This window comes from Salmonella sp. NW1250 (assembly GCF_051812965.1).
In the GTDB taxonomy this organism is placed as follows: Bacteria; Pseudomonadota; Gammaproteobacteria; order Enterobacterales; family Enterobacteriaceae; genus Salmonella; species Salmonella enterica.
On record NZ_JAMNDD010000004.1, the window covers coordinates 259,751 to 278,878 of the forward strand.

Here is a 19,128-nt window from a genome sequence, read left to right on the forward strand (position 1 = left end):
CGTGCAAATCTGCTTAATGGATGAAACGGGCGCCACAGACGGCGCCTTATCTGTTCTGGCTGCCCGCTGGGGACTGGAGCATGACGAAGACAATCTAATGGCGCTGGTGATGACGCCGCAACATCTGGAGCTGCGCAAGCGCGACGAACCGAAGCTCGGCGGCATTTTCGTCGATTTTGTCGGCGGCGCGATGGCCCATCGACGTAAGTTCGGCGGCGGGCGCGGCGAAGCGGTGGCGAAAGCCGTCGGTATCAAAGGCGATTATCTGCCGGATGTGGTCGATGCCACGGCGGGGCTGGGGCGCGATGCGTTTGTGCTGGCGTCCGTCGGTTGCCGCGTGCGGATGCTGGAGCGTAATCCGGTAGTCGCCGCGCTGCTTGATGACGGTCTGACGCGCGGCTACGCCGATGCGGATATTGGCAGCTGGCTTCAGGAGCGTTTGCAGTTGATTCATGCTTCCAGCCTGACGGCGTTAACCGATATCACGCCGCGCCCGCAGGTGGTCTACCTCGATCCGATGTTTCCTCACCGGCAGAAAAGCGCGCTGGTGAAGAAAGAGATGCGGGTGTTTCAGTCGTTGGTGGGGCCGGATTTAGACGCCGACGGACTGCTGGAACCGGCGCGTCAGTTGGCGACCAAACGCGTGGTGGTCAAACGTCCCGATTATGCGCCGCCGCTGGCGGATGTCGCGACGCCCAACGCCATCGTTACCAAAGGGCATCGGTTTGATATTTATGCCGGAACCCCTCTGACGGAGTAACGGATTGCCCGATGGCGTTGCGCTTATCGGGCCTACGATTCTCAATTATTTGTAGGCCGGATAAGGCGTAAGCCGCATCCGGCACTGAGTATTACTGTTCGGTACCTGGCGTATTAATCATTCGGTTTAACCACGGCACCATAATGGCCATCACCACGGTGACCGCCAGCGTTACCAGACCAATTTTGCTAAAGACGCCGGTATAAATTGGCAGCGTCTGTAACGGATCGGTGATGTTTTCCGGTACGGCAGTGAAGGTCGCCACATAACCGCCGAGCAGGAAGGCGGCGGCCTGGGTCAGGAACCACATTCCCAGAATAAAGCCCATCAGATGCTGCGGCACCAGAGCGGCGACCATCGCCAGCCCCAGCGCGCTAATCAGCAGCTCGCCCAGACTCTGGAACAGATACACCAGCACGATAAACCACGGCGACGTCAATCCTTGCGCATCGGCAAACCACATCCCGGCGGCGGCGGCGGTCAGAAAACCCAGCGCGCAGAGGAACATGCCGAGCGTAAACTTCATCGGCATAGTCAGATCTTTGCCTTTGCTACCCAGTCGGGTGTAAATCGCTGCCAGTACCGGACTGGCGACGACCACCCAGAATGGGTTCAGCGCCTGAAAACTCACCGGGTTAATGGCGAATCCAAGAATTTCATGATGCACGTTATTAATCGCAAAGAAGTTCAGCGAGGTAGGCATCTGCGCATACAGAATGTAAAACAGCACGGCTTCAATCATCAGAATAAACGCCACGAACATTTTATTGCGGCCGGTTTTATCCAGACGAAACGCTTCGCGAAAGAAGAAAATAGTGACGACGATAGAAAGGACGATGAGCACCAGATTGGCAATCTTAACGTTGTGCATCAGCCAGGCGCAGAGGAAAATCATGACGACGGTGCCGAGTAGTACCAGCAGCAAATTGCGAAAACGTAGCGGTTTATGATCCGGTTCAGAACCGATATTTTTCACCATGCCACGGCAGGCGAAGTACACCAGAAGCGCAACAATTAAACCAGCGCCGCACAGATTATAGGTCACCGCATAGCCAAATTTATCGGCAATCACCGGCGCCAGCGATAGCGATAACAAAGAACCGATGTTAATCGACATATAAAACAGGGTGAAAGCGCCATCCAGCCGGGGATCTTTAGGCTGATAGCATTTAGAGAGCAGGCTGGCGGGATTGGCTTTAAATAACCCGTTGCCCACGGCAATCGTACCCAGTGCGATAAAAATCAGATCGGGATTTAATAGCGACATGCCGGTCATAAAATAGCCAATCGCCAGCACAATCGCGCCCAGGACCAGGGTGCGTTTAGTCCCTAACAGATGGTCGCCAACATAGCCGCCGATGGAGATCAGGCCATAAACCAGTGCTGCAAAAGCGCCAAAGGTAATAAAGGCCTGTTCCTGAGAAAAACCCAATTGTTTAACGAAAAAGACCGCCAGGATGCCCTGGACGCCGTAATAGCCAAATCGTTCCCATAATTCTACAAAAAAGATCATGAAGAATGGACGAGGTTGCTGCAGCAAGCCCGTAGGTGCAGTTGTATTCATATTCCTTCGCCTTTTAATGCCATCCCGAAACGTATGAGCGCGTATATCAAAACGCGCCGAAAAGACTTACCCTGATATAGACTGCGGTTATTAGCCTGATCAATAGGTTATTATACAAATGATACGCAAACTAATTAGTGGATCACACTAATTATGTTTGGTGTGATGGAATGATGTACTGAGTACTGCGAAGAAGGGGGGATAAACAAAACGCCCACATAAGCGGGCGTTGTTGTTGATAGCCGGAATTTGCCTGATGGTTCAGGCCAACCTGATTGACTATAGACCAGACGCGGTCTTAGCCGCCAGCCGGCACGGCAAGTATTACTCTTCTTCGTCGCGCAGCGGAACAATCAGCATGTCAACGTGAACGGTGTTGATCAGCTGGCGCGCAGAAGACATCAGTTTGCTCCAGAAGTCCTGGTGATGACCGCAAACGACCAGATCCATATCGTATTTCTTGATGGCATCAACCAGCACCTGGCCCAAATCGCCGCTACCGCTCAGGGTTTCAGTGATAGGGTAGCCAGCGTTGGTAGACAGCTCGGTCAGCGCGTGGTGGGTTTCTTCGGAGATACGTTTCTGCATATCGCCCAGATTGACGTCAATCAGACCGGTGTACAGGTCTGAATAATTCACGTCAACGTGGATGAGGGAGATTTTCGCGTTGTAGGGGCGCGCCATAGAGACCGCTTTTTCAACCAGAACTTTACTTTCCGGGGAGAGATCAACTGCGATAAGAATGTGTTTATAAGCCATAGTGTTACTCCTTCCATAAGTTGTCGATGACCATTGAGCTACTGGCGTTTCTTATGCCGCCGCGTCACCCGCGTCCTGCGAACTCTATGCGCGGGGCTAGCTCAGCCGTTTACCATAACTATCCTTACATTATAGCGACCAGGATAATCCGTCAATCTGCCTTGCTTGCCAGTTAGTTAAACAAAATTTTCAGGGAATTGCATTGATAGTGATTAACCTTCTGGTAAAAAAATTAACTGATCTCCTACAATGTGTATAAGAGCCGTTCGAATGCGGAGCGCTAATATGGACGGCTTTCGTAGTACTCTTTCACTGATTGTCTGGCAGGGTATCGGGGAGCGGTAGTCCCGGAGAGGAACTCCGTGGGCGGGTCGCCGGGGAGGAGATATGATAAGCACCGTCTCACTATTCTGGGCTTTATGTGTCGTTTGCATTGTTAATATGGCGCGCTATTTCTCATCGCTACGCGCACTGTTAGTGGTACTTCGTGGTTGCGATCCTTTGCTCTATCAATATGTCGATGGCGGCGGCTTCTTTACCACGCATGGTCAGCCCAACAAACAGGTGCGCCTGGTATGGTATATCTACGCTCAGCGCTATCGCGATCATCATGATGAAGAATTTATTCGCCGTTGTGAACGCGTGCGCCGCCAGTTTCTGCTGACCAGCGCGTTATGCGGTTTGGTGGTGGTGAGCTTGATTGCGCTCATGATTTGGCACTGAATAAAAAAAGCGGGCCAGTTTCCTGACCCGCTCGTATTAGATAAGCCTCCGGATGACGCCGCTTGTAGCGGCCTGTCAGGCCTGTGTCGTTTCATCCTGACAGGCCGGATTAGCGACAGCGCTATCCGGCCCATTTGGCTTAAATAATCTTCAGGGAAAGCCAGTACAGCACGCCGGAAAGAATAATCGCCGCCGGTAACGTAAATACCCAGGCCATCAGAATGCTGGTCACGGTTTTACGCTGCAACCCGCCGCCATCAACGACCATGGTTCCCGCCACTGAAGAGGAGAGTACGTGAGTGGTAGAAACTGGCATACCGGTGTAGCTGGCAAGACCGATAGAGACTGCCGCCGTCATCTGCGCCGACATTCCCTGCGCATACGTCATGCCTTTTTTACCAATTTTCTCGCCGATAGTGGTCGCCACGCGACGCCAGCCGATCATCGTACCAATACCCAGCGCCAACGCCACTGCCATAATGATCCACACTGGCGCATACTCAATGGTGCTTAACATATCGGTCTTCAGCTTTTTCAGCAGGCGCTGGTCATCGCTGCTTACGCCAGGCAATTTCACGACTTTGTCGGTCGTGTCGGAAATGCACAGCATAATGCGACGCAACTGACTACGCTGTTCAACGCTTAACTTGTCGTAGCTTTCCACGTTTGCCAGCATCCCTTTCGCACGGTTAAGCGCGTTAATGGTGTTAGCCGGATGGCAGTGGAATTCAGTCGGTTCAGTCGCGCCCGGTTCCGGAGACGGAATCAGTTGGTCAACGCCGGTGACGGCTTTCAGCAGGTCAGGACGCTGCTCAAAGTACGTTTCGACATTGTTGATAGCATCGCGCGTACGGGTGATTTCGTAGCTGGAGGCATTCATATTGACCACGAAACCCGCAGGCGCGACGCCAATCAGCACCAGCATGACCAGGCCAATGCCTTTCTGACCATCGTTCGCGCCATGCGAAAACGCCACGCCGATAGCTGAGAGGATCAGCGCGATACGCGTCCAGAATGGCGGCTTTTTCTTGCCGTCTTTCTTTTCACGTTCGGCTGGCGTCAGGTGGATACGGGCGCGTTTCTTAGTACCGCTCCAGTAGCGGCGCAGCAAGAAAATCAGACCGCCGGCGAATACCAGACCGACAATAGGGGAGATAATGAGTGAACCGAAAATATTGATAACTTTCGGGATGTTAAGCGCATCCACCACTGACGTGCCGGTCATCATCGCATTGGTTAAACCGATGCCGATAATGGCGCCAATCAGCGTGTGGGAACTGGACGCCGGCAACCCGAAATACCAGGTGCCGAGGTTCCAGATAATCGCCGCCAGCAACATGGAAAAGACCATAGCGAGGCCGTGCGCGGAACCCATGTTGAGCAGGAGATCCGTCGGTAGCATATGCACAATGGCATACGCCACGCTGAGACCCCCCAGCAAAACGCCAAAAAAGTTAAACACCGCCGCCATGACAACCGCCAGCTGCGAACGCATCGCACGGGTGTAAATCACGGTTGCGACTGCATTGGCTGTGTCATGGAAGCCGTTAATCGCTTCGTAGAACAGCACAAAAGCCAGAGCAAGCAATAATAAAAGCCCGGTATGTAAATCCAGGCCAGCAAACAAATGTAGCATAGGACGTTACGCCATTTTGAGGACATGAACGCGGCGCATTATCAGTGACTTTGGCGGCGCGGGCAAAGTGAAATATAGACTTTTTTTGATGTACTTCGTGCTTTGTTTGATATCACTAAAGAATTATCTTATATATTTCAGATAAATACCATTTTCAGGCGCTTTTCGCGCTGGTGCGACCACTGAGGAAACTTTACAATTCCCGCCCGAATTTGAGAGAGGAAGGCGACGTGGAAAGGTTTGATGCCGTTATTATAGGCGCTGGCGCAGCGGGCATGTTTTGCGCCGCGCAGGCAGGACAGGCGGGTAGCCGCGTGCTGCTCATCGATAATGGCAAGAAGCCAGGACGTAAAATCCTCATGTCCGGCGGTGGACGCTGCAACTTTACTAATCTTTATGTTGAGCCTGCTGCGTATTTGAGCCAGAACCCCCATTTTTGTAAATCAGCGTTAGCCCGCTATACCCAGTGGGATTTTATCGATCTGGTCGGCAGGTATGGGATAGCCTGGCATGAGAAAACGCTGGGACAGCTTTTTTGCGATGATTCCGCCCAACGCATTGTCGATATGCTGGTTGCCGAGTGCGACAAAGGCGGCGTAACGATGCGCCTGCGTAGCGAGGTATTGAGCGTCGAGCGTGATGAGTCGGGTTTCGTACTGGCGTTGAACGGCGAGACGGTGACTACGCAAAAGCTGGTGATTGCCAGCGGCGGCCTGTCGATGCCGGGGCTTGGCGCATCGCCGTTTGGCTATAAAATCGCCGAACAGTTTGGTCTCAAGGTGTTGCCGACGCGCGCCGGGCTGGTGCCTTTTACCCTACATAAGCCGCTGTTAGAACAGCTCCAGACGCTGTCTGGCGTCTCTGTGCCCTGCGTGATTACCGCCCGCAATGGCACGGTATTTCGAGAAAACCTACTTTTTACCCATCGTGGGCTGTCCGGCCCCGCTGTTTTACAGATTTCCAGCTACTGGCAACCGGGGGAGTTAGTGAGCATTAACTTATTGCCGGACCTCTCGCTGGAAGACGTTCTCAATGAACAGCGTAACGCGCACCCGAACCAGAGTCTGAAGAACACGCTGGCGATGCATCTGCCGAAACGGTTGGTGGAGTGTTTACAACAGTTGGGGCACATCCCGGATGTATCGCTCAGGCAGTTGAACGTTCGTGACCAGCAGGCGTTGGTTGACACGCTTACGGCCTGGCAAGTGCAGCCTAACGGCACCGAAGGCTATCGGACAGCGGAAGTGACGCTGGGCGGTGTGGATACAAACGAACTATCATCGCGGACTATGGAAGCGCGCCGCGTGCCGGGTCTCTATTTTATCGGCGAAGTGATGGACGTCACCGGCTGGTTGGGCGGCTATAACTTCCAGTGGGCGTGGTCGAGTGCCTGGGCCTGCGCGCAGGATTTGGCGGCAAAACGCTAAGTACCATTACAAACAATAAGCGAATAGACATCCCGGACAGAGGTGTTAGTATCGATTTATAGCAGTTATGAGTATGCGTGTTTCATTTACGGCCAGGAACGCTGATGATGACAACATTACTCCCTCTTTTCCGGGTACCTACATCATTCACTCCCTTTGACGGCGAGCGCTTCATCGGCGTCTGTTCGTCGTCTGGCCCCTTTTCTTTTTTCATTCTTATCCCGAATGGAAATCCCCGCTGAGCGCACGCCCGGCGGACTTTGTGACACGCATGGTTAGACAACAGGGATTACGGCGGGTCGATTATGGACAAAATGAAGCGTCATCTGGTGTGGTGGGGAGCGGGGATTCTTGTGGCGGTGGCCGCGATAGCCTGGTGGATGCTGCGCCCTGCGGGAATACCGGAGGGATTTGCCGCCAGCAACGGCAGAATTGAAGCCACCGAAGTGGATATTGCCACTAAGATTGCCGGGCGTATTGATACCATCCTCGTTTCGGAAGGGCAGTTCGTTCGTCAGGGCGAGGTGCTGGCGAAAATGGATACCCGCGTGCTGCAGGAGCAGCGGCTGGAGGCGATTGCGCAGATTAAAGAGGCCGAAAGCGCGGTTGCCGCCGCCCGTGCCTTGCTGGAGCAACGCCAGAGTGAAATGCGCGCCGCGCAGTCGGTCGTCAAACAGCGGGAAGCTGAGCTGGACGCCGTCTCTAAACGTCACGTGCGTTCCCGTTCGCTGTCGCAGCGTGGCGCGGTATCTGTACAACAGTTAGATGACGATCGCGCGGCGGCGGAAAGCGCGCGCGCCGCCCTGGAGACTGCCAAAGCGCAGGTATCTGCGGCAAAAGCGGCGATTGAGGCGGCGCGTACCAGTATTATCCAGGCGCAAACGCGCGTGGAAGCGGCGCAGGCGACCGAGCGGCGTATTGTCGCCGACATCGACGACAGCGAATTAAAAGCGCCGCGCGATGGACGCGTGCAGTACCGCGTTGCGGAGCCGGGCGAAGTGTTATCGGCTGGCGGCCGGGTGTTGAACATGGTCGATCTCAGCGATGTTTATATGACATTTTTCCTGCCGACCGAACAGGCGGGGTTGTTGAAGATCGGCGGCGAAGCGCGACTGGTGCTGGACGCCGCGCCGGATCTGCGTATTCCGGCGACGATCAGTTTTGTCGCCAGCGTGGCGCAGTTCACGCCCAAAACCGTGGAAACCCACGATGAACGGCTGAAGCTGATGTTCCGCGTCAAAGCGCGTATTCCGCCAGAGCTGCTGCGACAGCATCTGGAATATGTCAAAACCGGTTTGCCGGGAATGGCCTGGGTTCGTCTGGATGAGCGCGTGCCCTGGCCTGACGATCTGAACGTGAGGCTGTCGCAATGACGTCGCTGACGCTGGTGCCTGTTCCTCCCGTGGCGCAGCTTGAGGGGGTGAGCCAGCATTACGGAAAAACGGTCGCGCTGAACAATATCACGCTGGACATTCCCGCCCGTAGTATGGTCGGGCTGATTGGTCCGGACGGGGTGGGTAAGTCGAGCCTGCTGTCGCTGATTTCTGGCGCGCGGGTGATTGAGCAAGGGAACGTTATCGTCCTGGGCGGCGATATGCGCGATGCGAAACATCGCCGCGACGTCTGTCCGCGCATCGCCTGGATGCCGCAGGGGTTGGGGAAAAACCTTTATCACACGCTATCGGTTTATGAGAACGTCGATTTTTTCGCTCGTCTCTTTGGTCATGACAAAGCTGAACGCGAAGCGCGTATTACCGAGCTGCTGAACAGCACCGGCCTGGCGCCGTTTCGTGACCGTCCTGCCGGGAAGCTGTCCGGTGGGATGAAACAAAAGCTGGGGCTGTGCTGTGCGCTGATTCATGACCCGGAATTGCTGATTCTTGATGAGCCTACCACCGGCGTGGACCCGCTCTCCCGCGCTCAGTTCTGGGACTTAATCGACAGTATCCGCCAGCGCCAGACCAATATGAGCGTGTTGGTCGCAACGGCCTATATGGAAGAGGCGGAGCGTTTTGACTGGCTGGTGGCGATGAATGCGGGCGAGATACTGGCAACCGGCAGCGCGCAGCAACTGCGGGCAAAAACCCATAGCGCGACGCTGGAACAGGCGTTTATCGCCCTGTTGCCAGAAGCGCAGCGCCAGGCGCATAAGCCAGTGGTGATCCCGCCGTATCACGCTGAGCAGGAAGAGATTGCCATTGAGGCGAAAGATCTGACCATGCGCTTCGGTAAGTTCGTCGCGGTTGACCATGTTAATTTCCGCATTCCGCGCGGCGAGATTTTTGGCTTCCTCGGTTCAAACGGTTGCGGCAAATCGACCACCATGAAAATGCTGACCGGTCTGCTTCCCGCCAGCGAAGGCCAGGCTTGGCTATTTGGCCAGCCGGTGGACCCGAACGACATCGATACCCGTCGCCGGGTCGGGTATATGTCGCAGGCTTTTTCGCTCTATAACGAACTCACCGTGCGGCAGAATCTGGAACTTCATGCCCGCCTGTTTCATATTCCGCCAGCGGAGATCCCGGCGCGTGTCGCGCAGATGATCGAACGCTTTATGCTAACGGAGGTGGAAGATACGCTCCCCGCTTCGTTGCCGCTCGGTATCCGCCAGCGTTTATCGCTGGCGGTAGCGGTGATCCATCGCCCGGAAATGCTGATTCTTGATGAGCCAACGTCCGGCGTTGATCCGGTCGCCAGGGATATGTTCTGGCAGCTTATGGTCGATCTTTCGCGTCAGGATAAGGTGACGATTTTTATCTCGACCCATTTTATGAACGAAGCGGAACGTTGCGACCGAATGTCATTGATGCACGCCGGTAAAGTGCTCGCCAGCGGTACGCCGCAGGAATTGGTGCAACAGCGGGGCGCGGCCAATCTGGAGGCGGCGTTTATTTCCTGGCTACAGGAAGCTGCGGGAGCGGCGCCTGAAACCCCAATACCGCCATCCCAGACGCCCGCCGCGTCAGGTAAACCGTCGCGGCAGGGATTGAGCTTCCGGCGCTTGTTCAGCTACAGTCGCCGCGAAGCGCTGGAGCTACGCCGCGATCCGGTACGCTCGACGCTGGCGCTGCTGGGAACGGTAATTCTGATGCTGATTATGGGCTATGGCATCAGTATGGACGTGGAGAACCTGCGTTTTGCCGTACTCGACCGCGATCAAACCGTCAGTAGTCAGGCATGGTCGCTCAATCTGGCGGGATCGCGCTATTTTATCGAACAGCCGCCGCTCGCCAGCTATGACGAGCTTGACCGGCGGATGCGTTCGGGAGAGTTGGCGGTTGCCATTGAGATCCCGCCTAATTTTGGCCGCGATATTGCTCGCGGTACGCCAGCGCAGATTGGCGTCTGGGTGGATGGCGCCATGCCCAGCCGCGCCGAGACGGTGAAGGGGTACGTTCAGGCGATGCACCAAAGCTGGCTGCAGGAGGCGGCGAGTCGTCAGCCGAACCCGGTTAAACAGACCGGGCTGCTCAACATTGAAACGCGCTATCGTTATAACCCGGATGTGAAAAGTCTGCCCGCTATCGTTCCGGCGGTCATTCCGCTGCTGCTCATGATGATCCCGTCAATGCTTAGCGCCCTGAGCGTGGTGCGGGAGAAAGAGCTGGGGTCGATGATTAATCTGTACGTAACGCCGACGACGCGCAGCGAATTTTTGCTGGGTAAACAACTGCCCTATATCGCGCTGGGTATGCTGAACTTCTTGCTACTGTGCGCGCTGTCGGTCTTTGTGTTCGGCGTGCCGCTGAAAGGCAGCTTTCTCACGCTTACCCTCGCGGCGCTACTTTACGTCATCATCGCCACCGGTCTGGGGCTGCTGATCTCCACGTTTATGAAGAGCCAAATCGCCGCTATTTTTGGGACGTCGATTATTACCCTCATTCCGGCAACACAATTTTCCGGCATGATCGATCCGGTGGCTTCGCTGGAAGGACCGGGAAGATGGATCGGCGAGATCTACCCGACCAGCCATTTTCTGACGATCGCGCGCGGGACGTTTTCCAAAGCGTTGGATCTGTCCGATCTCTGGCCGTTATTTATGCCGTTACTGATTGCCGTCCCGGTGGTGATGGGTCTGAGCATTCTGCTGCTGAAAAAACAGGAGGGGTAATGCGCGGATTACGTAATATTTATAACCTCGGCGTCAAAGAACTGCGCAGTCTGCTGGGCGACAAAGCGATGCTGGCGCTGATCGTCTTCGCCTTTACGATTTCGGTTTACTCCTCCGCTACCGTCCTGCCCGGTTCGTTGCATCTTGCCCCTATCGCCATCGCCGATATGGATCAGTCGCAGTTGTCGAACCGTATTGTGAATAGTTTTTATCGCCCGTGGTTTCTGCCGCCGGAGATGATTACGGCAACGGAAATGGATGCCGGACTGGATGCCGGACGCTATACCTTTGCGGTCAATATTCCGCCGAATTTCCAGCGTGATGTGCTGGCCGGACGTCAGCCTGATATTCAGGTTAACGTCGATGCGACGCGCATGAGTCAGGCGTTTACCGGCAACAGTTATATCCAGAATATTATTAGCGGCGAGGTCAACAGCTTTGTGGCGCGCGCGCGGGGAGATAACGTTCAGCCGGTGTCGCTGGAGATTCGGATGCGCTTTAACCCGAATCTGGACCCGGCGTGGTTTGGCGGCGTGATGGCGATTATCAACAACATTACCATGCTGGCGATAGTGCTGACCGGATCGGCGCTGATCCGCGAGCGAGAACACGGCACGGTAGAGCATCTGTTGGTGATGCCGGTCACGCCCTTTGAGATCATGATGGCGAAAGTGTGGTCGATGGGGCTGGTCGTGCTGGTGGTTTCCGGTTTGTCTTTGATGTTGATGGTGAAAGGCGTACTTGGCGTACCGATTGAAGGATCGATCCCATTGTTTATGTTGGGCGTGGCGCTGAGCCTGTTCGCCACCACTTCAATTGGGATTTTTATGGGCACCATCGCCCGTTCGATGCCGCAACTGGGGTTATTAATGATTCTGGTACTGTTACCGCTACAAATGCTTTCCGGCGGTTCCACGCCGCGCGAAAGTATGCCGCAGGCGGTGCAGGATATTATGCTGACCATGCCGACGACGCATTTTGTCAGCCTTGCCCAGGCTATTCTTTATCGCGGCGCAGGTTTGAGTATCGTCTGGCCGCAGTTCCTGACCCTGTTGGCGATAGGCGGCGTGTTCTTCCTGATAGCGCTGTTACGCTTCAGAAAAACGATTGGCACAATGGCGTAAACATTATTGCCAGATGGCGGCTGCGCCTCATCCGGCCTACAAACGACAGACGTGCGAACGTAGGCCGGACAAGCGAAGCGCCCCCGGCAAGGCGCTGGGGCGTTAGTCTTCTTTCGGCAAGCACTGCAAGTGGCCGTGGCGCACGCCGCGCTGGGCGATAACATCATCGGCAAAATGCTGTACGTCGCCCATATCGCCCTTCAGAACGGCGATCTCCAGACAGTCATCGTGGTTGATATGGACGTGCAGCGTGGCGACGGATAAATCATGATGATGATGCTGGGTGGAGACGATGCGGCTGGCTAAATCCCGTTTCTCATGTTCATAAACATATGAAAGTACCGCGAAACCCTGTGTACCGTGTTCCTGGGTGGCCTCCTGCGCCAGAGCGCCGCGCAAAATATCACGGATCGCTTCGGAGCGATTGTTATAGCCGCGTCGCTGGCTCAGGCTGTCCAGCGTTTCCAGTAAATCGTCATCGAGGGTGATGGTGACACGTTGCATCTGACTTAAACCTTTTGGTATGGCGCGTCGGCGCATGGGAAGCTCCGCATTTTGTAACACACGTCCGCCGCCAGAGGGAAAAATTAATGTGTCATAACGCTTTTGTTATCGTCTGCGGCGTCAGCGTAAACGGTGTGGGGGTACAGACTGCCAGACTGAGCGTATCGAGCTGACACTGGCTGACCGACAAGGCAGAGGGCAACGTGCTGTCCACGCTGACGATTTGCCAGGCGCTGCCGCCGCGTTGTTTTACGATGGCTTCTTTACGCGTCCAGATACGCCAGAAGGCCGCCAGTTGTCGCTCCGGACGTTCCGCTTCCATTTCAGCATGTTCGCCGAGGCTGAATACCGCATTTGCCAGCGAACGCCAGTTATCGCGCGGGCGGATCACTTCAATATCGCAGCCGACTTCACCTTCGTCGCTAAGCAACAGAGCAATAGTGTCGCCGCTATGGCTGAGGTTAAACCATAGCGGCGTTCCGGCGGAAAAAGCCGGTTTACCCTGTTCGCCATACACCATCTCCGGTAGCGGCGAGAGCGCACGGGAAAGCAGCACGCGCCCGGCCAGCCAGCTTGCCCGGCGAACGCCCTGCGGCGCCTGAGCGATTAACGCGTCGGGCAATTGACCTGCGCTTAATGTTGACACTTTTCCCAGAACGACCTGGTACATATCAGGACCAACGTTGCCTATGAAGAAGAGGAGATTGTAGCATCTGTCGCCTCATCCCGGTAAACGGCTTTTCGGTCGGCCTGGCCCCAGTAAGATCGCCAGTTTGCTGCCGCCTTTAGTAGTTTCCATCCAGATTTTGCAGACGCTGGTCAAAGGAACGGACAAGAGCATCCCGACCGGGCCTAATAGCCATCCCCAGACCAATAACGAAAGAAATACCACCAGCGTGGACATTCCCAGACGATGGCCCATCATGCGTGGCTCCATAATGTTGCCAATCACCATATGGACCACCAAAAAGAGCGCGCCGACCAGTACGCACTCGTAAAAACCGTTAAATAACAGCGCCTGAATCATGGGGGGAACGGCGGAAATCACCGAGCCGATATTAGGAACGTAATTGAGCAAAAAGGCCAGTACGCCCCACATTAGCGCAAACTGAATACCCATTAACGCCAGCCCCAGCCAGATAATCGCGCCCGTCCATAAACTGAGCAGCGTTTTCAGCGCCAGATAATGCGAGACGCCTTTCAGGGCGCGGTGCAGGCCGGCAATATGGATTTGTGGATTGTTAAGCGCGAAACGTAATTTATAAGGCACGTGACGCACCTCAAACAGCATAAAAACCACGGTCATCACCAGTAGCACAATGCTTGCCATCGCGCCCGATACGCCGGTCATTAATGTTGTGGTGAAGAGCATGATTTTATCGGAATCCATCCCGCGGAGCATACGTTCCGGCGACATATGTAAATTCAGGAAGGGCATTAACTCCTGAAGGTGTAAGACTTTACGCGTCAGCTCCTTGCTGTATTTAGGCAGCATCGCGATAAATTCATTAAGCGATGCGGCAAGCACACCCACCAGCGCGGTAAGCACGATCAGCATGACGACCACCACGATAGTAATCGCCAGCGGTCGCTTCACGCCCCGACGAATAAACCAGGTCACTAATGGGTTAAGAACGATGGCAAAAAAGAGCGCCAGCAAGAGTTGTACAATAATATCCGCCGCGGCATGAATCCCGGCGAGAATAATAACCAGGGAGGCCAGTTTCAGCAGAATATGCATACCCGTTTTGTCGGGTTGAGCGGTTGCCATGAAGTTTTCCTTGTTGTGTTTTTTTCTAAGTGTAGCGGCTGCCCTGATACCGATAATCTGAATCTCACTACTGATTTTCACCGCGCGCCATGATAGAAAAGAAAACATGTTGTAAAAATGCGGTGATACTCATGCCCGAACCCGTCGCTGAACCGGCGCTAAACGGATTGCGCCTCAATCTGCGTATTGTCTCCATTGTGATGTTTAACTTTGCCAGCTACCTGACCATCGGCCTGCCGCTCGCCGTCTTGCCCGGCTATGTGCATGATGCGATGGGATTCAGCGCGTTCTGGGCGGGGCTTATTATCAGCCTGCAATACTTCGCCACTCTGTTAAGCCGTCCCCATGCCGGGCGGTATGCGGATGTATTAGGGCCAAAAAAAATCGTTGTCTTTGGCTTATGCGGCTGTTTTTTAAGCGGACTCGGCTACCTGCTGGCGGATATCGCCAGCGCCTGGCCGATGATCAGTTTGTTGCTACTGGGGCTGGGTCGCGTGATTTTGGGGATTGGGCAAAGTTTTGCCGGCACCGGTTCGACACTGTGGGGCGTCGGCGTCGTCGGGTCGTTGCATATTGGTCGGGTCATCTCCTGGAACGGTATCGTCACCTACGGCGCAATGGCGATGGGCGCGCCGCTGGGCGTGCTGTGTTATGCCTGGGGCGGGTTACAGGGGCTGGCGCTAACGGTGATGGGCGTGGCGCTGTTGGCGATACTGTTAGCGCTTCCACGTCCGTCGGTGAAGGCGAACAAAGGCAAGCCGCTGCCGTTTCGCGCGGTGCTGGGGCGTGTCTGGCTGTATGGTATGGCGTTGGCGCTGGCCTCGGCAGGGTTTGGCGTCATCGCGACGTTTATTACCTTATTTTATGATGCTAAAGGCTGGGATGGCGCCGCCTTTGCGCTCACGTTATTTAGCGTCGCGTTTGTCGGCACGCGTTTGCTGTTCCCTAACGGCATCAATCGTTTAGGCGGGTTGAATGTCGCCATGATCTGCTTTGGCGTGGAGATTATTGGTCTGTTACTGGTGGGGACGGCAGCCATGCCGTGGATGGCAAAAATCGGCGTTTTACTCACGGGGATGGGGTTTTCGCTGGTCTTTCCGGCGCTGGGCGTGGTGGCCGTCAAAGCCGTGCCGCCGCAGAACCAGGGCGCGGCGCTGGCGACCTATACCGTCTTTATGGATATGTCTTTGGGGGTTACCGGGCCGCTGGCAGGGCTGGTGATGACCTGGGCGGGCGTGCCGGTGATTTATCTGGCGGCGGCCGGGCTGGTAGCGATGGCGCTATTGCTGACCTGGCGCTTAAAAAAACGGCCTCCGTCTGCACTGCCGGAGGCCGCATCATCGTCGTAAAGGTTACTTAATAACCAACGTATTGATGATGTTTTCAGCCGTGGTTTGCGCTTTTTGCTGATTGTCCGCAGGCAGCGTGACCTGAATCGTCAGCAATTGGTTATCCACTTTGCCCAGCACGATGGAAGAGTACGCCGTCTGGCCCTTCGCGGAGATAATGCTGTCCAGTTGTTGCAACGTATGGCCTTTGAGCTCAATAGACTTATTGGTGACGACCTGAAGCTGCGGGTCGCGGCTACGCTGTTGCTCAAGCAGGCGGTTCGCCAGCACCGGCAACGCTTCATCGGTATTATCGCCGACGATAACAATCACCGCTTTCTGGCCCGTCGGGTCAGAATAAACGTGCATATTATTCGCCTGGGTGCCCAGCTTACCGCTTTGATCGGTCATATCCGCCGGCAGTGAGAAACTGAGTTTGCCATCCATCAGGCTGATGGGCTGACCGGAGGCCTGGCTTTCTGCGGCGGCGCTTTCTGCCGACGCTTTCGTATCGTTGTTATCACAGGCCGCAAGCCCCATAACCAGCAGGCCAATACCGGCATATTTAACCAAATTGCGCATTGACTTCTTCCTTTCGATAAACGGCCATAACGGCTCATTCGCTCATCTTATCACAACTCGGAAAACGAACCTTTAACTTGCCGGTAATGGGGAAATTTCAGATTTATCTGCCAGCTTTTTCAGCAACATATTCAGTAGAACGCCGTACATCGGCAGGAAGAAAATAATGCTGATGAGCACCTTAAAGCAATAATCCACCAGCGCAATTTCCATCCAGTGCCCGGCCATAAAGGCATCGGGGCTTCGCCAGAACGCAATGAAGAAAAAGGCAAGGGTATCGCTGATATTGCCAAACAGCGTTGAAGCGGTCGGCGCCAGCCACCAGCGACGATTTTGGCGCAGGCGGTTAAACACATGGACATCAAGGATCTGTCCCAGCGCGTAGGCCATAAAGCTGGCGGCGGCGATACGGGCGACGAACAGATTAAAGTTCGCCAGCGCGGCGAAACCTTGCCAGGCGCCCATATAGAACAGCGATGACACCACATATGACACCAGCAGCGCAGGGATCATGACGGCGAAGATAATGCGGCGCGCCAGCGGTGCGCCAAAAATACGCACGGTAAGATCGGTGGCGAGAAAAATAAAAGGAAAACTAAACGCGCCCCAGGTCGTGTGGAAACCAAAAATAGTGATGGGGAGCTGCACCAGATAGTTACTGGAAATGATCACCAGTAAATGGAATAGCGATAGCCAGAACAACGCTTTTACGCGCTGTGATTGTGTAAACGGAGTCATATTGTGACCTTTTTGTTGGATGGGGTGAGGGAACCCAATAAAGAACCGCCGCATAATACTGTTTTGCGCTGGCATTGCAATGGCTAATTTTCACGCAATCGTTAACCTGCCTGGCTTACTGACGAAGATGGGCGTAAAATATCGCCGTTTTTCTACCATTGAGACGAAGATGAGCGATCTGTTTTCCTCCCCTGACCATACGCTTGACGCCCTGGGGCTGCGTTGCCCTGAACCGGTAATGATGGTGCGCAAAACGGTGCGCAACATGCAAACTGGCGAAACATTGCTGATTATCGCCGACGATCCGGCGACGACGCGTGATATTCCGGGGTTCTGTACCTTTATGGAACACGATTTGCTGGCGCAAGAGACGGAGGGTCTGCCGTACCGCTATTTATTGCGTAAAGCGCATTAACCGCACGGCAGATAGCATTCTGATTAGAAGCTTTCCCAGTTCGCCTGTTCTGCGGCGGGCTGTGGCGTTAAGCCTTTGCTTAACGGCGTCGGCGACGCCTCCCGACGAGGTTGTTTCTGGATGCGGAACGCGGCGACCGCCTGACGAAGCTCGTTAGCCTGATCTTCCAGCGCCGCCGCCGCTGCTGCGGATTCTTCTACCAGCGAGGCGTTTTGCTGCGTCACGCTGTCCATTTCCGATACCGCCTGCGCCACCTGCTCAATGCCTTTGCTTTGCTCATCGGAGGCAGAGGCGATTTCGCCCATAATATCGGTTACGCGGGTCACGGCGTTGACGATCTCTTTCATGGTTTCTCCCGCTTCGCGTACCTGCGTAGAGCCGGTATCAATGCGCGACACGGAGTTTTCAATCAGCACTTTGATCTCTTTGGCGGCCTGCGCGCTACGGCTGGCCAACGTGCGTACCTCTCCGGCCACAACCGCGAATCCTCGCCCCTGTTCGCCGGCGCGGGCGGCTTCTACCGCGGCGTTCAGCGCCAGGATATTAGTCTGGAAGGCGATACCGTCAATCACGCTGGTGATGTCCACGATTTTTTCCGAGCTTTCGGCGATATCGTTCATGGTGCTCACTACGTTATCCACCACGCGTCCTCCTTTACGCGCGGTTTCTGATGCGGTTTTCGCCAGACCCGTCGCCTGTCGTGCGTTATCGGTGTTTTGCCGTACCGTGGCGGTTAACTGTTCCATGCTGGCGGCGGTCTCCTCCAGCGCCGAGGCCTGCTGTTCGGTACGGGAAGAGAGGTCGCTGCTGCCGGCGGAAATTTCGCCTGCGCCAGTATAGATAGAGTCTGCGTTATCGCGCACCGCGCTGACGGTACGGATTAACGACTGCTGCATCGTTTTAAGACCGGCGGCCAGTTGGCCCATTTCACTGCGTCCTTCGGCCTCTATCTCATGGGTAAGATCGCCGTCGGCGATCGTTTGAATGTGCGCCATAATCCGTTGCAGCGGGCGGAGTAGAACGCGTTGCAGCCCCAGCCAGATAAACGCCAGCACGATGAGTACGATAAGTAGAATTATCCCCAGCGTCCATTGCATCTGGGTAAAGCTGCTCTGATTCTGATCGCTGGCTAATTTTATTAATTGCGCATTTTGAGATAGCCACTGGTCATATACCTGCTCCATGTCATCCTGCGCTTTTTGCGCGTCAAGGTTGCCATAGGCGGCGTAATTATCGGCTTTAAGATAGTGGATAGACTGCTGCAAAACGTCATACATCTGCTTAAAGCTGGCTTCGGCCTGGGCATCCAACGCCGGATCTTTTCCTGCGATCGCTTCGGAGTTCACGTAGTTGTTGAAATGCTTTTCCGCTTCGTTGAGCGACGCGCCAGCGTTGGTTAACAGCGTGTTCATGGCGTCCAGTGATGCGGGATCGCGCTGATTTTTTAACATGCGTATCGCCACGCGGTTAATGGTGACGCGGGTTTCAATCAATGTCTGAAAACTGCCGCCCAGTTCCTGTTGTTGGTAACTCAGTGCGCTCGCATTCTGGAAATTCAGCCGATCGCTGCTGACGGCGGAATAAAACAGTATTCCTGTCACCAACAATAAGGCGCTAAATATGCCCAGCGTCGCGATAACGCCGGTGATGACTTTGATATTTTTCATAGTGCCTAACATTCCTTAT

Annotated in this window: 17 protein-coding genes; 8 read left to right on the forward strand and 9 right to left on the reverse strand. The window is 54.9% G+C overall.

Annotated features, from left to right (window positions below; translation table 11 throughout):
• Position 1: 1 nt before the first annotated feature.
• Positions 2-760, forward strand: a complete 759-nt coding sequence (gene rsmJ, locus NBA72_RS09115) for a 16S rRNA (guanine(1516)-N(2))-methyltransferase RsmJ (RefSeq protein WP_023216703.1) — start codon at positions 2-4, stop codon at positions 758-760.
• Between the two features lie 91 nt (positions 761-851).
• Here the strand turns inward: rsmJ and dtpB are convergent, their stop codons facing one another.
• Both dtpB and uspA read right to left on the reverse strand, forming a co-directional pair.
• Positions 852-2,324: a dipeptide/tripeptide permease DtpB gene (gene dtpB, locus NBA72_RS09120; RefSeq protein WP_001098275.1), complete on the reverse strand. Its 1,473-nt coding sequence runs from the start codon at positions 2,322-2,324 to the stop codon at positions 852-854.
• 324 nt (positions 2,325-2,648) lie between these two features.
• Entirely contained in the window at positions 2,649-3,083 is a 435-nt protein-coding gene (gene uspA / locus NBA72_RS09125) for a universal stress protein UspA (RefSeq protein ID WP_000323565.1), read from the reverse strand.
• 387 nt (positions 3,084-3,470) lie between these two features.
• On the opposite strand from uspA, the gene uspB reads away from it, so the two are divergent.
• A complete protein-coding gene (uspB, locus tag NBA72_RS09130) occupies positions 3,471-3,806 on the forward strand; it encodes a universal stress protein UspB (protein ID WP_000626193.1) in 336 nt (111 codons plus the stop codon).
• A 139-nt stretch (positions 3,807-3,945) separates the two neighbouring features.
• On the opposite strand, the gene pitA is transcribed toward uspB, so the two are convergent.
• Positions 3,946-5,442, reverse strand: coding sequence for an inorganic phosphate transporter PitA (gene pitA, locus NBA72_RS09135; protein WP_000902764.1), 1,497 nt, complete (start codon positions 5,440-5,442; stop codon positions 3,946-3,948).
• A 230-nt stretch (positions 5,443-5,672) separates the two neighbouring features.
• Here pitA and NBA72_RS09140 point away from each other — a divergent pair, with 230 nt between their 5' ends.
• The 4 genes from NBA72_RS09140 to NBA72_RS09155 all read left to right on the forward strand — a co-directional run bounded on the left by NBA72_RS09140 (position 5,673) and on the right by NBA72_RS09155 (position 12,104).
• The gene (locus tag NBA72_RS09140) at positions 5,673-6,869 is read left to right on the forward strand and encodes an NAD(P)/FAD-dependent oxidoreductase (RefSeq protein ID WP_000439230.1); all 1,197 of its coding nucleotides are present in this window, start codon (positions 5,673-5,675) and stop codon (positions 6,867-6,869) included.
• A 305-nt stretch (positions 6,870-7,174) separates the two neighbouring features.
• A complete protein-coding gene (locus NBA72_RS09145) occupies positions 7,175-8,242 on the forward strand; it encodes an HlyD family secretion protein (protein ID WP_042948483.1) in 1,068 nt (355 codons plus the stop codon).
• Entirely contained in the window at positions 8,239-10,980 is a 2,742-nt protein-coding gene (gene rbbA, locus NBA72_RS09150) for a ribosome-associated ATPase/putative transporter RbbA (RefSeq protein ID WP_000202924.1), read from the forward strand. The genes NBA72_RS09145 and rbbA overlap by 4 nt, the downstream gene beginning before the upstream one ends.
• A complete protein-coding gene (locus tag NBA72_RS09155) occupies positions 10,980-12,104 on the forward strand; it encodes an ABC transporter permease (protein WP_001214750.1) in 1,125 nt (374 codons plus the stop codon). The genes rbbA and NBA72_RS09155 overlap by 1 nt, the downstream gene beginning before the upstream one ends.
• Positions 12,105-12,206: 102 nt before the next feature.
• Here the strand turns inward: NBA72_RS09155 and nikR are convergent, their stop codons facing one another.
• The 3 genes from nikR to NBA72_RS09170 form a co-directional block, all read right to left on the reverse strand.
• Entirely contained in the window at positions 12,207-12,608 is a 402-nt protein-coding gene (gene nikR, locus NBA72_RS09160) for a nickel-responsive transcriptional regulator NikR (protein WP_001190057.1), read from the reverse strand.
• A 91-nt stretch (positions 12,609-12,699) separates the two neighbouring features.
• Positions 12,700-13,278: a 4'-phosphopantetheinyl transferase AcpT gene (gene acpT / locus NBA72_RS09165; protein ID WP_000285380.1), complete on the reverse strand. Its 579-nt coding sequence runs from the start codon at positions 13,276-13,278 to the stop codon at positions 12,700-12,702.
• A gap of 51 nt (positions 13,279-13,329) precedes the next feature.
• A complete protein-coding gene (locus NBA72_RS09170) occupies positions 13,330-14,379 on the reverse strand; it encodes an AI-2E family transporter (RefSeq protein WP_000179589.1) in 1,050 nt (349 codons plus the stop codon).
• Positions 14,380-14,468: 89 nt separating this feature from the next.
• On the opposite strand from NBA72_RS09170, the gene NBA72_RS09175 reads away from it, so the two are divergent.
• On the forward strand, positions 14,469-15,728 hold the full coding sequence (locus NBA72_RS09175; protein ID WP_077684039.1) for an MFS transporter: 1,260 nt from the start codon (positions 14,469-14,471) through the stop codon (positions 15,726-15,728).
• A 3-nt stretch (positions 15,729-15,731) separates the two neighbouring features.
• Here NBA72_RS09175 and NBA72_RS09180 read toward each other — a convergent pair whose 3' ends face one another.
• Entirely contained in the window at positions 15,732-16,289 is a 558-nt protein-coding gene (locus NBA72_RS09180) for a DcrB family lipoprotein (protein WP_001245277.1), read from the reverse strand.
• Positions 16,290-16,361: 72 nt separating this feature from the next.
• Complete coding sequence (locus tag NBA72_RS09185; RefSeq protein WP_001518097.1) at positions 16,362-17,027, reverse strand: 7-cyano-7-deazaguanine/7-aminomethyl-7-deazaguanine transporter; 666 nt, start codon at positions 17,025-17,027, stop codon at positions 16,362-16,364.
• A gap of 169 nt (positions 17,028-17,196) precedes the next feature.
• Here NBA72_RS09185 and tusA point away from each other — a divergent pair, with 169 nt between their 5' ends.
• Entirely contained in the window at positions 17,197-17,442 is a 246-nt protein-coding gene (gene tusA, locus NBA72_RS09190; protein ID WP_001541054.1) for a sulfurtransferase TusA, read from the forward strand.
• Positions 17,443-17,465: 23 nt separating this feature from the next.
• On the opposite strand, the gene tcp is transcribed toward tusA, so the two are convergent.
• Positions 17,466-19,109: a methyl-accepting chemotaxis citrate transducer gene (gene tcp, locus NBA72_RS09195; protein ID WP_000789682.1), complete on the reverse strand. Its 1,644-nt coding sequence runs from the start codon at positions 19,107-19,109 to the stop codon at positions 17,466-17,468.
• Positions 19,110-19,128: the final 19 nt, after the last annotated feature.

What these genes read in the sequence shown, in the direction of transcription:
- rbbA (WP_000202924.1), top strand. Translation starts at nt 8,239, where the DNA reads ATGACGTCGCTGACGCTGGTGCCTGTTCCTCCCGTGGCGCAGCTTGAG.
- tusA (WP_001541054.1), top strand. Translation starts at nt 17,197, where the DNA reads ATGAGCGATCTGTTTTCCTCCCCTGACCATACGCTTGACGCCCTGGGG.
- NBA72_RS09175 (WP_077684039.1), top strand. Translation starts at nt 14,469, where the DNA reads ATGATAGAAAAGAAAACATGTTGTAAAAATGCGGTGATACTCATGCCC.
- acpT (WP_000285380.1), bottom strand. Translation starts at nt 13,278, where the DNA reads ATGTACCAGGTCGTTCTGGGAAAAGTGTCAACATTAAGCGCAGGTCAA.
- pitA (WP_000902764.1), bottom strand. Translation starts at nt 5,442, where the DNA reads ATGCTACATTTGTTTGCTGGCCTGGATTTACATACCGGGCTTTTATTA.
- dtpB (WP_001098275.1), bottom strand. Translation starts at nt 2,324, where the DNA reads ATGAATACAACTGCACCTACGGGCTTGCTGCAGCAACCTCGTCCATTC.
- NBA72_RS09185 (WP_001518097.1), bottom strand. Translation starts at nt 17,027, where the DNA reads ATGACTCCGTTTACACAATCACAGCGCGTAAAAGCGTTGTTCTGGCTA.
- NBA72_RS09145 (WP_042948483.1), top strand. Translation starts at nt 7,175, where the DNA reads ATGGACAAAATGAAGCGTCATCTGGTGTGGTGGGGAGCGGGGATTCTT.
- NBA72_RS09180 (WP_001245277.1), bottom strand. Translation starts at nt 16,289, where the DNA reads ATGCGCAATTTGGTTAAATATGCCGGTATTGGCCTGCTGGTTATGGGG.
- nikR (WP_001190057.1), bottom strand. Translation starts at nt 12,608, where the DNA reads ATGCAACGTGTCACCATCACCCTCGATGACGATTTACTGGAAACGCTG.
- uspB (WP_000626193.1), top strand. Translation starts at nt 3,471, where the DNA reads ATGATAAGCACCGTCTCACTATTCTGGGCTTTATGTGTCGTTTGCATT.
- NBA72_RS09170 (WP_000179589.1), bottom strand. Translation starts at nt 14,379, where the DNA reads ATGGCAACCGCTCAACCCGACAAAACGGGTATGCATATTCTGCTGAAA.
- NBA72_RS09155 (WP_001214750.1), top strand. Translation starts at nt 10,980, where the DNA reads ATGCGCGGATTACGTAATATTTATAACCTCGGCGTCAAAGAACTGCGC.
- uspA (WP_000323565.1), bottom strand. Translation starts at nt 3,083, where the DNA reads ATGGCTTATAAACACATTCTTATCGCAGTTGATCTCTCCCCGGAAAGT.
- tcp (WP_000789682.1), bottom strand. Translation starts at nt 19,109, where the DNA reads ATGAAAAATATCAAAGTCATCACCGGCGTTATCGCGACGCTGGGCATA.